The sequence below is a fragment of the Paenibacillus sp. FSL R7-0345 genome (assembly GCF_038595055.1).
Taxonomy (GTDB): Bacteria; Bacillota; Bacilli; order Paenibacillales; family Paenibacillaceae; genus Paenibacillus_AQ.
The window spans coordinates 795,577-809,671 of the sequence record NZ_CP152002.1; the positions used below are offsets into that span (position 1 = coordinate 795,577).

Below are 14,095 nucleotides of genomic sequence, written 5' to 3' on the forward strand. Positions count from 1 at the left end.
GCCGCTTTTAAGGGCGGCGGCTTCGGAATAGCAGTCATGGGATAGACCGTTTCCTTTGGACAGGGCGGTCTATTTCTTTTTGAGGTAGTTAAGCAGTGCAATAATGAAAACAATTTATCCTGATACCCATAGAGAGGTTTTAGAAATGACAACTAACTTTTGGCGTGACTTACCACGCCCGTTTTTTATACTGGCGCCGATGGAGGATGTGACGGATGTGGTGTTTCGTCATGTCGTAAGTAAGGCGGGCCGGCCGGATGTGTTTTTTACGGAGTTTGCGAATTCGGAGAGCTATTGCCACCCGGAAGGGCATCATGCGGTGCGCGGGCGGTTGACGTTTACGGAGGATGAGCAGCCGATGGTTGCCCATATCTGGGGAGATAAGCCGGAATATTTCCGGCAGATGAGCATCGGGATGGCCGAAGAAGGGTTTAAAGGCATCGATATTAACATGGGCTGTCCTGTAGCGAACGTAGCGGAGAACGGGAAGGGGAGCGGCCTGATCTGCCGTCCCGAGCTTGCAGGGGAGATCATCCAGGCGGCCAAAGCCGGGGGACTGCCGGTCAGTGTCAAAACAAGGCTCGGGTTCAGCGAGATCGGCGAATGGCGCGGCTGGTTAACCCATATTTTGCAGCAGGATATTGTGAATCTGTCGATTCACCTGCGCACACGTGAGGAAATGAGTAAGGTGAATGCCCACTGGGAGCTGATCCCGGAGATCAAAAAGCTTCGTGATGAGATCGCACCCAATACGTTGTTGACCATTAACGGGGATATCCCGGACCGTCAGACCGGCCTTAAGCTTGCTGAAGAGTACGGGGTAGACGGGATTATGATCGGGCGGGGGATTTTTCAGAATCCGTTTGCGTTTGAACAGGAGCCAAAGGAGCATAGTAGCGCGGAACTCTTGGATCTGCTGCGGCTGCATCTGGACCTCTATGATCAATATGCCGGACAGGCACCACGTTCCTTCAGCCCGCTTCAGCGGTTCTTCAAAATCTATGTCCGCGGCTTCCGCGGAGCCGGAGAGTTAAGAAATACCTTAATGAACACTAAATCAACAAGTGAAGTGCGTGCGCTGCTTGATGCTTTTGTAAGCAAAGAGTCTGACGACACGGAGAACCTATAGATTAAGCATTCAAGCTGAGGATAGGCGGATGGAGAGGGGAGGAGCCCGGAGCCAGCAAGCCTGTCCTCTGTTTGGTATATGGAGGGAAACACATGTCTTGGAGCAAATTGAAGCAACAGCTGGAAGGCTTTCTCAGTCCTGCATTAATTGAAAGGGTAGAGTACCGCGCGCCGGGTTACCGTTATCTGCCTGATAAATCAGGGATCTGTTACATCTCGGTAGACAAAAAGAACCTGCTCAATATGAGCGATAAAAATAATCCGATCAGGTGGTACCAGACGGAGCTGGACATCAAGAACGATCCGGACATCCGGATTCCTGTCACAAGTGACGACATCGAAGCAGTCAGACAAGCCACCAAAGGGCCAGTGCCGGAGGATCGCCTGATCGTAATGGCCAGAAGCCGCAAAAGCACAGAGCATGCCAAAGAGCTTTTGTCCGCCCAGACGGCATTAACGAAGTCGAATTTTATCGTGGTGGCTAATAAGTTTCTGGTTACTCCCATAGAGGAGAGTATGGAGAGCAGCGACATGATGCTGAATATTCTGGCTCTGCTGGACAGACGGGTCGGGAAAAAGCGGATCTTGAGCATGGCTGAGAAGATGGAGCTGAAGCATCCGGTTGTGCAGTATTTTTATGAGCTGCGGCGGGGGACGTTGTGAGGCTCTGATATAAAGGTATTCCGTCCATGGAATACCAGCTCGTTTACAAAGCTCCACTGACAGCGATGTCAGTGGAGCTTTTTTATTATGCAGGCCACCGGCTAAAGTTTATGGATTATGGAATGATTTTCACAAACGGCAATACAATAGACCTGTGGTTCGGCTTACGTCAGAAACCGGTAAACTAAATAAGGGAGGCTTCCCATTTTGAAAAAAGTTCCCGCTAGAGCCTTATCGCTTCTGGTAGTTGTAGCAGTATTTCTATCCATGTACTTCACGAGCTTAACGCCTGCAAACGCTGCCGCACGAGGAGCATGGGCTCCAAATACTGCCTACGCAGTAAATGATACAGTAACCTACAGCGGAAGTACGTATACCTGTCTTCAAGCACACACTTCCCTCGTTGGCTGGGAGCCGGCTAATGTTCCTGCCTTATGGAAAAGCGGAGGAGGAACAACCACACCGACTCCGACACCAACGCCTCCTCCGGCAACAAACGGAGCTACCTTCTATGCAGATATCAATTACGGCGGAAAGGCAGTCACGCTTGGAACAGGAAATTATGTACTGTCTCAGCTGAACGCTGCAGGTATACCGAATGACTGGATGTCTTCGCTCAAGGTTCCTGGCGGCTGGACGGTTGAAGTCTATGAAAACGATAACTTTGGAGGCACCAAATGGACTTATACGGCTAATTCCTCCTGGGTTGGTGACAATGTCAATGACAAGATGAGTTCGGCTAAAATCTATATCGGCTCACCGCAGACTTCTGTCACCAAGCCTTCCGAGGTTCCAAGCCAAATCTGGACCTATGTAATGAATGTAGACGATAAATTTGGTAAAGGCGGAGACTTTGCGCTATTGCTAAGTGCGGTTATCAAAAAAGAAAGCAGCTTTGGAGCAGGTCTGCCGGGCAGCCCGTCAGCCGGCGACGGCTTAATGCAGGTAGAACCTAATACCCGCAATGCCTATTTATCGCAATTCAGCGCCAAATTTGGCCGCACCTATAATCACAGCAGTGAACAGGATCAGGTAGCCTTAGGCGGACTGATTCTGGATGAGAAAATCTCCCGGTTCGGAAGCATCTATAACGGATTGTTACACTATAACGGTGGAGACAACTGGTATCCGGGAGCTACCGATTCCTATGGCCGTCCTATTCTGGCCGATCAATATGCAAATGCCGTTTATGCTACCTATCAGGGGTACGGCGGTAAGAATTAATAGAGAGGCACGAAGACGCTGGGGGAAGCCTCCTTGGCGTCTTTATTTTTTATAAGCTGCGGCGGGGAACGTTGTGAGGTAAACTATTTCTAATAGATTGTTGAAAAATGAGAGGGCTTATGTGATGCCGAAACAAGATAATATGCTGGCCATCCTATGGATGCTGAACTCCGGCGTGAAAATAACAGCGAAGCAGATTGCTGAGAAGCTGGAAATCAATATACGGACCGTGTACCGGTATATCGATGCATTATGTGCCAGCGGAGTGCCGGTCATCTCTGACTCTGGCCATAACGGCGGGTATAGCCTGCTGAGTAATGTGATCCGAGCACCGCTGCTGTTTGATATGGAAGAAAAGAAGGCACTCCTGCATGCTGCTCTTTTTGCCAAAGAGGCCGGATCTCCTATGAGTGAGGCATTGGACAATGCAGCAGCCAAGCTAATAGGGTATTCCAATCAGGAGCAGGAACAGGTGCTCAGCCGCCATCTGGCCGGCTTTGAAGTCATAAACCGGATGGAGCCTCCGTCTGTCCAGCCGGTGCTTGCGGAATTGGAATGGGCGGTAGCTAATGAATGCTCTGTCGAACTCGATTACCGCAGAAGCCGTGAAGAGCACGCGAAGACGAGGTTAATTGATCCCTACGGCATGGTTTATTGGAACAACAAATGGTACACGGTGGCATTTTGTCATCTGAAGAATGAAGTCCGCCGCTTTCGGGCAGACCGGATTCTGACGATCAAGCGGACGGCATTACCGTTTAAGCGCCCGGAAGCTTTTTCGGCCCGTGACAGCTTCCTGCACAATCTGCTGCCTGATCCGGCAGGCATGGAAGGGTTGATGACTTTAAGGATAGAAGGTATGCCAGATGCGCTGGACGACCTGTGTATGCACTGGTTTCTCGGGCATCATCTGAAGGAGCGGACAGCGGGTCAGGCCGTCTTTACCCTTGAGGAGGAGTCCATTCACCGGTATGTTCCTAATTTTCTTTTACCCTATGGAAAATCCCTTCAAGTAATAGAGCCGCTGAGTTTAAAGGAGAGACTTGTGGCTGTTGCATCGGATTTAGTGGAATATTACCGGCTTTAACGGCTTCACTGACAGCGGATGTCAGTGGAGCTGTTTTATTATGGAGATAATTAGTGAAGGGGGAATTAGAAATGAAGAATACTGTATATCTGTATGTGTGTGACACCATGGCGGACTGGGAAATCGGGTACCTGACTGCCGAGCTGAACTCGGGAAGATATTTTAAGAAGGGGCAAGCCTCGTCTAAGCTAGTCACCGTAGGGCTAGACAAGAAGCCCATAACCACCATGGGCGGATTAAAAATAATGCCTGACCTCAGCCTGCAGGAATGCAGCATGACAAGCGGGGATCTTTTGATTCTACCGGGTGGAGAGACGTGGACAGATAGCATTCACGAGCCCGTCCTGCAAGCCGCCGAGAGATGTTTGAAGGAAGATGTTTGGGTTGCGGCGATTTGCGGAGCTACGATGGCGCTGGCCCGGACAGGCCTGCTGGATACACGCGCCCATACAAGCAATGATCTGGAGTATCTGAAAATGGTCTGTCCCGCGTACACAGGCGAACCTTTCTATAAACCGGAGCCTGCTATTACAGACGGGAAGCTGATTACTGCTTCTGGAATAGCTCCGCTGGAGTTTGCTGTTCAAGTCCTCAGAGCCCTGGATGTATTCTCGGACCAAAAGTTAGAAGCCTGGTATAACCTTTACAAGACTCAGGAGCCTAAGTATTTCTATGAGCTGATGAGCTGACGAGCTAGATGTTTGGAACAGGATCGGCGGAATGGTGCGGGGGAACCCCTGGCCAGGAGGCTGGTCCTCTTTTTATATATATAAAACGTACGATATAAGAGCAGGAAAGCTGGAATATGCAGAAATATTGACGATCTGGCAAATTGCATAAATAGGAGATTGACCTATGGTAAATAAGAGGTTAATATTGGTATAAAATGGAACTAAGAGGGAGTGTGTATGTTGCTTGAACTCGATGGTATAGCTGCCGATTCACTTGTTGACATGATAAAACTATCATTTTCATGGGAGAACTGGCCAGCCGTAATTGAGGTGTCAGATAAGCTATTCGAAGTGATTACCATCACCTGCGAAACCTCACAGAATATCATCGGGATGCCTCCCAAGCCGCACTTAAAAAGAAGCACGGTTTACTATGTCGGATATAGCTTATTAATGAAGGGGGTGGCGTACCAGAAGACGGGACAATACGCAGCATCGAGAAATTGTATTAATCAATACAAAGATCTCAGCTGGATTAAGCATTTAGATGAAGCTGGTAACGCGGAAGTGGATTATTTTAAAAGCATGGCTATGGCGAACGGTTATGTTATTGAACTGCTTGAGGGGAATAGCGGGGTTCTGCGGGAGTATGTCCGTTTCTTGCAAGCGCTGGAAAAGAAGGAACTGTTGAACGGAATGTTGACTGTCCTGGAGTCTGCTATTAAATACAACTACTCTATCGATTGGGTGCTTGATCTATTTAGCGATCAGATCGAGGAGATTAACAGCATAGAGAAAAGAGAAGACGTGCGGAGTTATGTGGATTATAAGTATCTACTCGCTACCTATTTATATAGAAGAAATAATATCACCGATGCGCTAAATAGAATACTAGATATTTTACAAATATGTAGTAAACTAGAAGATGAGGCGGGATTTAGGAAATCTATTGCCTTTTACGAGCTTATCCGACACCGGGCATCAGATTCACAGCAAGAGATGTATCAAGGAATTATAAAAAATATCTTAGAGAGGGAGTTTTTTTATGACGAAAAAGATATCCTTGTTGCTGACGACGTTATTGTTACTTAGTGCAGTTGCTATCGGAGCCTCAGCTAGTGCTGATGCCGCTGCAAAGACAAGCCCTGCGGGCGGGATTACGCTATTTAATCATGGGACTGGGCATTAGAAATAGATTGATGAAAGACTCCGCGGAATGCGGGGTCTTTTTTGTGGTGGGGGAGACCCTCAAACTATTAGGCGATCTGTCAGTTATTATAAAGAAGATTTAAAGTCAGGAAATCTAATCGAGGTATGATATAATAAGACGTTATCAATTATGAAGGAATGATATTGTTGTCAAAACATTACACCGAAGAAGAAATGATAATTCTCGATTGGGTAACTTCAAAAATTTCTTACTCTTATGAAATGAAGGCAACTACTCCAGCGTTATCACGAATTTTAGATCCGACTGATGATACTGTACGGCTTAAATAGAGGATAGAAAGAAAGTACAAGGATTAAAAGGATGGATCATTCCTGCGTAGTATATGGTTTGTAAACAGTAAATCACATGAATTTTAAAAACTCTATGGAAATACTTTCATGACAGATATAAAGATCATCATAGATGCCTTTAAACGATATGCTAGAAGAAAAACAAGAATATTGCATAGTTATCTGAATATGGAAAAGGCAAGAAACTAAGGGGTTAGTAAACTTCTATCTAGAAGTGTTTCTATAATTAATGTATAAAATGAAAAATCGGAGGAATACAAATGTCAAGTGTAGCACAACGTGCCCAACTACAATCCCAAATCTGGAAAATAGCCAATGATGTCCGTGGCTCTGTAGATGGATGGGATTTTAAACAATATGTTTTAGGAACGCTTTTTTATCGCTTCATTAGCGAGAACTTTTCTAGCTATATTGAAGCGGGAGACGAAAACGTCAAGTATGTAAACCTTCCGGATGATATTATAACGAAAGAAATCAAAGAGGATGCCATTAAAACAAAAGGCTATTTCATATATCCAAGTCAACTGTTTGCTAATATTGCGAAAACTGCTAATACAAATGAAAGCTTGAATACTGATTTAGCTGCTATATTTTCTGCTATTGAAAGTTCAGCCAACGGTTATCCATCTGAACTCGATATTAAAGGTTTATTCGCTGATTTCGACACGACAAGCAATAGACTAGGAAATACTGTAAAGGATAAAAACAGTCGTCTAGCTGCTGTCATTAAAGGTGTTGCAGGGCTTAATTTTGGTGGGTTTGAAGAAAGTCACATTGACCTTTTTGGTGATGCCTATGAGTTTTTAATCTCTAATTATGCTGCCAATGCAGGTAAATCTGGAGGAGAATTCTTCACACCGCAGTCAGTGTCTAAGCTTATTGCTCAATTAGCTATCCACAAGCAAACAACCATTAATAAGATTTATGACCCTGCAGCCGGTTCAGGTTCATTGCTGTTGCAAGCAAAAAAACAGTTTGATGCTCATATTATCGAAGATGGTTTTTATGGACAGGAGATTAACCATACCACTTATAACCTTGCTCGTATGAATATGTTCTTACACAACATAAACTACGATAAATTTAATATTGCTTTAGGAAATACGCTATTAGATCCTCAATTTGGTGATGAAAAGCCTTTTGATGCCATTGTATCGAATCCACCTTATTCCGTAAATTGGATTGGTAGTGATGACCCAACGCTTATTAATGATGAAAGATTTGCTCCTGCAGGCGTATTAGCGCCAAAGTCTAAAGCTGATTTTGCCTTTGTACTTCATTCGCTTAGTTACCTTTCCAGTAAGGGGCGTGCAGCTATCGTTTGTTTCCCAGGTATTTTTTACCGTGGTGGTGCAGAGCAAAAAATTAGAAAGTATCTGATTGATAATAACTTTGTTGAAACGGTTATTTCATTAGCACCTAACCTCTTTTATGGGACATCAATAGCGGTTAATATCTTGGTTCTTTCTAAGCATAAAACCGATAATAAAACACAATTTATTGATGCAAGTGGAGTAGATTTCTATAAAAAAGAAACCAATAATAATGTACTTACAGATGATCATATTGAGAAAATTATGAAAGTGTTTGACAGCAAAGAAGACGTTGATCATGTTGCAAAATCCGTTGATTATGAAGCAATCGTTCAAAATGATTATAACCTGTCTGTGAGCTCCTATGTGGAAGCAAAAGACACAAGGGTAGTCATTGATATCAATGAACTGAATGCAGAGATAAAAACGACTGTAGCCAAAATAGATAAGCTTCGTGCTGAAATTGATGAGATTATTGAGGTGATTGAGTCATGATAAGGCCGAATTATATAGAGGAACTCCTTGAGGGGGTTGAGGTTGAATGGAAGGCCTTGAGTGAGGTAGGTGAATTAGTTCGTGGTAATGGTTTACTTAAAACGGACTTCACAGAATCTGGAGTTCCGGCAATTCATTACGGCCAGATTTACACTTATTATGGCACATTTACGACAGAAACAAAATCTTTCGTTTCGTATGAGACGGCAAAAAAATTAAAAAAAGTAGATACTGGTGATGTTGTTATAACAAATACGAGTGAAAATCTAGAAGATGTCGGAAAAGCCGTTGTTTATCTTGGTAAAGTGCAAGCTGTTACTGGTGGGCATGCAACAATTTTTAAACCATCGAATCAGATTTCAGGCAAGTACTTTGCCTATTTTACACAAACAGAAATGTTTGCAAGTCAGAAAAGAAAATATGCAAAAGGGACAAAGGTTATTGATGTTTCAGCTACTGATATGTCAAAAATTATCATCCCCATTCCACATCTAAAAGTACAAGAAGAAATCGTTCGTATTTTGGACACCTTTACAGAGCTTACAGCAGAGCTTACAGCAGAGCTTACAGCAGAGCTTACAGCTCGTAAAAAGCAATATGAGTATTATCGTGATGAGCTTATTTCAAATGTAGCTTTAAATGGAGCCAGAGAAGTACTATTACAGGACATTTCTGAATTTGTGACTGTTGGAATTGCAAATTCTGCAACTCATGCATATTCTGCTTCAGGTACAATTATGTTCAGAAATCAAAATATTAAAGTAAATCATTTAGACGATTCAGATTTGATATATATTACTCCTGAATTTGCAAAAAAATATCAAAATAAGTCATTAAAATCAAATGATATTTTGGTAACAAGAACGGGCTATCCAGGTCAAGCGTGTTTAGTACCAGAAAGATATGAAGGAAGTCAAACTTTTACTACGTTAATTGTTAGACTCAAAGAAACAGAAAGTATTTGTCCTATGTATATTTGTTACTTTATTAATTCTGGGCTTGGTAAATCATATGTGAATAAAATGAAGTCAGGTGCTGCACAACAAAATTTCGGTGCTAAATCCTTAGAAAAAATGCCGATCTTGTTACCCTCGATCGAGCAACAGAATAAAATAGTTTCAATGCTTGAGCGTTTTGATTCTTTTTACAATGACATTTTCACAGAACTTCTTGCCGAAACCGAAGCCCGTACGAAGCAGTATGGATACTATCGTGATAAGTTGTTAACTTTTGAATAGGGAGGTTGAGTGGAAATCGTTTGGCTGATGTTGCTAAATTTCGTCATGGCTCATTCCCTCAACCTTATGGTAAAGATAAGTGCTTCGATGGTGAAGGTGCAATGCCTTTTGTTCAAGTAGTCGATGTTGGGGAAGATATGCGACTTGTACAAAACATAAAAATAGACAAATTCGATGCCTTGCCATCCTCAATCACCGAGGGGTTACCTCGTGACATTAAATTTCGTCAAAAGCGTTACAGTAATATTCTTAGTTTTCCAAAAAGTGAGGTGTAAAAATGGCAGATTTCAAACCCATCGCGGAATCAAACAACTTTATAGTCTTAGATAAATATACGAAAATAGACCAACAAGGGGCTGGCTATCAAACAGAAGCTGATTTAGAACGAGAACTCATTCAAGATTTAGTAAATCAAGGTTATGAACATCTACCAAGTTTAAACACTCCTGAAAAAATGCTTGCCAATGTTCGTGTGCAACTGCAAACTCTTAACAATGTGCAATTCTCAGATGCTGAATGGATTAGATTCTGTGAGCAGTTTTTAGATAAACCCAGTGATAACCACATTGATAAAACCCGTAGAATTCATAACGATTATATATATGACTTTGTTTTTGATGATGGGCATATTCAGAACATCTACCTAGTAGACAAAAAGAATATGGCCAACAATAAAGTGCAGGTCATTTCCCAATTTGAACAAAAAGGAACGCAAGCCAATCGATATGATGTAACCATATTAGTTAATGGCTTACCGTTAGTGCAAGTAGAGCTTAAAAAGCGTGGGATTGCCATTCGTGAGGCCTTTAATCAGGTTCATCGATATAGTAAAGAGAGCTTGAATTCCGAAAACTCTCTGTTTAAATATTTACAGATTTTCGTGATTTCGAATGGGACAGATAGCCGTTATTTTGCTAATACGACGAAACGTGATAAGAACAGTTTTGATTTTACGATGAATTGGGCAAAATCGGATAATACCCTGATTAAAGATTTAAAAGATTTCACGGCTACATTTTTTCAGAAAATTACTTTATTGAATATACTACTGAAATATTCCGTTTTTGATGTGAGCGATAACCTGCTGATTATGCGTCCTTATCAAATCGCAGCTACAGAAAGAATTTTATGGAAAATAGAGAGTTCATTTCTAGCCAAAAATTGGAGAACCACTGAAAGCGGCGGATATATTTGGCATACAACGGGTTCAGGGAAAACACTTACGAGTTTTAAAGCAGCTCGTTTGGCTACTAAACTGGATTTTATAGATAAAGTATTTTTTGTAGTGGATCGGAAAGACCTAGATTTTCAGACGATGAAAGAATATCAGCGTTTTTCTCCTGATAGTGTGAATGGTTCAGAAAGTACCGCAGGATTAAAGCGTAACATTGAAAAAGATGATAATAAAATTATTGTGACGACGATTCAAAAACTGAATAACCTAATCAAAAGTGAAACAGAGTTACCTATATATAATAAGCAAGTGGTATTTATTTTTGATGAAGCCCACCGTTCGCAATTTGGTGAAGCTCAAAAAAATATCAATAAAAAGTTTAAGAAGTTCTATCAGTTCGGATTCACAGGTACGCCTATATTCCCGGAAAATGCGTTAGGTTCTGAAACGACTGCTTCTGTCTTTGGTCGAGAGTTACACTCTTATGTCATTACGGATGCCATTAGAGATGAGAAAGTTTTAAAGTTCAAAGTAGATTATAACGATGTACGTCCCAAGTTCAAAACAATTGAAACAGAACAGGACGAGAAAAAGCTATCGGCAGCAGAAAATAAAGAAGCATTACTACATCCTGAACGAATCAGAGAAATTTCTCAATATATTCTTAATAATTTTAGAGTAAAAACCCATCGACTAAATGCGAATGGAAAAGGATTTAACGCCATGTTTGCTGTGAGTAGTGTTGACGCAGCCAAACTCTACTATGAATCATTAAATAACTTACAACAGGGAAGCAGTAAACCCCTTAAGATTGCGACCATCTTCTCCTTTGCTGCTAATGAAGAGCAAACTGCGATAGGTGAAATTCTGGATGAAACGTTTGAACCAACAGCTATGGATAGTAGTGCAAAAGAGTTTTTAACTTTAGCCATTAAAGACTACAATGCCATGTTTAAAACCAATTATGGCGTAGATAGTAAGGAATTTCAAAATTATTATCGTGACCTTGCTAAACGAGTAAAAGACAAAGAGATTGATTTGTTGATTGTTGTTGGAATGTTTCTAACTGGTTTTGATGCACCTACATTAAATACTTTATTTGTTGATAAAAATCTTAGGTTTCATGGTTTAATGCAAGCTTTTTCGAGAACAAATCGTATTTATGATTCCACTAAAACCTTTGGAAATATTGTTACTTTTAGAGATTTAGAACAAGCAACCATAGACGCTATCACTCTTTTTGGGGATAAAAACACTAAAAATGTGGTTCTGGAAAAAAGCTACAAAGAGTATATGGAAGGATTCACTGATGTAGCAACGGGTGAAGCCCGTCGTGGTTATGTAGACGTAGTAAAAGAGCTACAAAAGCGTTTCCCTAATGTTGATGCGATTGTTACTGAGAAAGATAAGAAAGAATTTGCTAAAATTTTCGGTGAATATTTGCGTATTGAAAATATCCTACAGAACTACGATGAATTTTCAGGTTTAAGAGCTTTACAAACAGTAGATATGACTGACCCTAAGGCTTTAGAAGAATTTAAGTCTACTCACTATGTAACGGATGAAGAGATAGCTGCTATGCAAGAGATTCAAGTATTAGAAGAAAGAGCGATTCAAGATTATCGTTCTACCTATAATGACATTCGTGACTGGCTTCGTCGTGAAAAAACGGGAAAAGAAAAAGACAATACCTCTATTGATTGGGATGATGTTGTCTTTGAAGTAGACCTTTTAAAATCTCAAGAGATCAATTTGGATTACATTCTGGAACTTATTTTTGAGCATAACAAAAAAGTCAAAGATAAAGCATCCTTGGTTGAAGAAGTTCGTCGGATCATTCGGTCTAGTGTAGGAAACCGTGCGAAAGAAAGCTTAGTCGTTGATTTTATCAACCAAGCTGATTTAGATCGTATTCAAGATAAAGCAAGTATTATTGATGCCTTCTTCTCATTTGCTCAAACGGAGCAAAAACGTGAAGCAGAAGAATTGATTCACACTGAAAATCTTAACGAAGAAGCTGCCAAAAGATATATTTTAACTTCATTAAAAAGAGAATATGCCAGTGAAAATGGAACGGAGCTTAATGAAGTTCTTCCTAAAATGAGTCCTCTTAATCCTCAGTATTTAACAAAAAAGCAGAGCGTTTTTCAGAAAATCTCTGCCTTTGTAGATAAGTTTAAGGGAGTGGGTGGAAGGATTTAATAAAAATAATTATACCTAAGTTAAAGGAATGATTTCTCAAATAATTGTTGCTTCCTCCTTCCGACGATTAGGATAAGCTGAAAGAACTTGCTCAGAGATCACTAGAGCAGGGAGTTCCGCTCAGCGGCAATGAAGCGGTTCAAGCGCAGAGCCGTAGGGTGGACGAACTTATTAATCAAATTAATCAATAAAAGAACCGGTATCTAGAGGAGCTACGCTTAAACTTCTGTCATGGAGGAGATATGGTGAGCTTTCCGGCATGATTTGTACGGACGATTCAAGATAGATTAAATGAACTAACCGCACAGATTGAATACGAGTCTGAACCCAGGCTTGTTTTTGAAGAAGAGAGTAAGGCATTTCAGGCTCTGTTTGACTCTATGGACATTGCACGAATGTCTGAGTTTGAGGAGTGGGAAGATAAGCTTCAACTGAAGCTCTCCGTTCTCTATGACCGTTTATATCTCCAAGAATTAAAGGATTGCATGCAGCTTGCCAATGCCTTTACGGCTCCTTCTGTTCTTTCAAATTAGACAGCGAAATCTAAGCATACACATACTTTACATTTGGACTGTCACTTCGACAGTCTTTTTCTTATGTATATGTTTGGAAGGGATACATTCCCATATTGTCGAATAACCATACATATTGTAAATCTCAATGATACGGAGTTGTGCTATGTTTAAAGCGTTAATGTCTCTTTTCAAGAAATCCGACCCTAAACCACCACCAACTGTGCTTAAGGCACCAACTACCAAGGCGAAGCCGAAGGTCGCTGCCACAAGAATCGGAGAGCTAGGCGAGCATAAAATTAATATCCAATTGGATCAGCTGCCTAAGGAGTGTAAATCGTTAAGCGATTTGTTACTCCCTAATCCTAAGTCTCGCACAGGCTACTCTCAGATTGATCATGTTGTTATTTCCCCGTATTGCGTATTTGTCATTGAGACGAAAAACTACAATGGAGAAATAAAAGGTGGGCGAACGGATCAACAATGGTCAGTGAGCAACCGTTACAAGATGTATAATCCGCTGAAGCAAAATTATGGTCATATCAAGACCATCGAGAGCGCTTTAAAAAGTCTAGCTGCAGTGAAATTCATTTCTATGATTTCATTCACAATGAGATGTCGTTTTAGTATTGATCCGGAGCTGCGGAAAATTCAGTCAGATGAACTGGTTGTATATGATGTGGAATTAAGCGAGTACATCTCAAGGAAACTACTAAGTTTGAAAATGGGGGCTCCTGAGCCATCTATTTCTGCTACACAGGTTCAAGTGATATATGATCTGCTTGTTCAAGCCAATATTACCGATCCTGAGATTCGCAAGCTTCATGTACAGAGAATAAAGGAGAACACCAAAAAGTAGCAGTAAGA

Annotated in this window: 13 protein-coding genes; all 13 read left to right on the forward strand. The window is 41.5% G+C overall.

Annotated elements, in window-relative coordinates; translation table 11 throughout:
* Positions 1-145 precede the first annotated feature (145 nt).
* The 13 genes from NST84_RS03365 (at position 146) to NST84_RS03425 (ending at position 14,087) form a co-directional block, all read left to right on the forward strand.
* Positions 146-1,129 carry a tRNA-dihydrouridine synthase gene (locus NST84_RS03365; protein WP_342564246.1) on the forward strand — a complete coding sequence of 328 codons (984 nt, stop codon included), beginning with the start codon at positions 146-148 and terminating at the stop codon, positions 1,127-1,129.
* Positions 1,130-1,221: 92 nt separating this feature from the next.
* On the forward strand, positions 1,222-1,791 hold the full coding sequence (locus NST84_RS03370) for a hypothetical protein (protein ID WP_342564247.1): 570 nt from the start codon (positions 1,222-1,224) through the stop codon (positions 1,789-1,791).
* 207 nt (positions 1,792-1,998) lie between these two features.
* Entirely contained in the window at positions 1,999-3,015 is a 1,017-nt protein-coding gene (locus NST84_RS03375; protein ID WP_342564248.1) for a carbohydrate-binding protein, read from the forward strand.
* Positions 3,016-3,139: 124 nt separating this feature from the next.
* Positions 3,140-4,102, forward strand: a complete 963-nt coding sequence (locus NST84_RS03380) for a WYL domain-containing protein (protein ID WP_342564249.1) — start codon at positions 3,140-3,142, stop codon at positions 4,100-4,102.
* Positions 4,103-4,173: 71 nt separating this feature from the next.
* A complete protein-coding gene (locus NST84_RS03385) occupies positions 4,174-4,791 on the forward strand; it encodes a type 1 glutamine amidotransferase family protein (protein WP_342564250.1) in 618 nt (205 codons plus the stop codon).
* Between the two features lie 219 nt (positions 4,792-5,010).
* On the forward strand, positions 5,011-5,865 hold the full coding sequence (locus NST84_RS03390) for a hypothetical protein (RefSeq protein ID WP_342564251.1): 855 nt from the start codon (positions 5,011-5,013) through the stop codon (positions 5,863-5,865).
* 26 nt (positions 5,866-5,891) lie between these two features.
* Positions 5,892-6,065, forward strand: coding sequence for a hypothetical protein (locus tag NST84_RS03395; RefSeq protein ID WP_342564252.1), 174 nt, complete (start codon positions 5,892-5,894; stop codon positions 6,063-6,065).
* A 489-nt stretch (positions 6,066-6,554) separates the two neighbouring features.
* On the forward strand, positions 6,555-8,102 hold the full coding sequence (locus tag NST84_RS03400; protein ID WP_342564253.1) for a type I restriction-modification system subunit M: 1,548 nt from the start codon (positions 6,555-6,557) through the stop codon (positions 8,100-8,102).
* The gene (locus NST84_RS03405; RefSeq protein WP_342564254.1) at positions 8,099-9,340 is read left to right on the forward strand and encodes a restriction endonuclease subunit S; all 1,242 of its coding nucleotides are present in this window, start codon (positions 8,099-8,101) and stop codon (positions 9,338-9,340) included. The genes NST84_RS03400 and NST84_RS03405 overlap by 4 nt, the downstream gene beginning before the upstream one ends.
* A 5-nt stretch (positions 9,341-9,345) precedes the next feature.
* On the forward strand, positions 9,346-9,615 hold the full coding sequence (locus tag NST84_RS03410) for a hypothetical protein (protein ID WP_342564255.1): 270 nt from the start codon (positions 9,346-9,348) through the stop codon (positions 9,613-9,615).
* 2 nt (positions 9,616-9,617) lie between these two features.
* Entirely contained in the window at positions 9,618-12,716 is a 3,099-nt protein-coding gene (locus tag NST84_RS03415; RefSeq protein ID WP_342564256.1) for a type I restriction endonuclease subunit R, read from the forward strand.
* 380 nt (positions 12,717-13,096) lie between these two features.
* The gene (locus NST84_RS03420) at positions 13,097-13,249 is read left to right on the forward strand and encodes a hypothetical protein (RefSeq protein WP_342564257.1); all 153 of its coding nucleotides are present in this window, start codon (positions 13,097-13,099) and stop codon (positions 13,247-13,249) included.
* Positions 13,250-13,394: 145 nt separating this feature from the next.
* The gene (locus NST84_RS03425; RefSeq protein ID WP_342564258.1) at positions 13,395-14,087 is read left to right on the forward strand and encodes a nuclease-related domain-containing protein; all 693 of its coding nucleotides are present in this window, start codon (positions 13,395-13,397) and stop codon (positions 14,085-14,087) included.
* Positions 14,088-14,095: the final 8 nt, after the last annotated feature.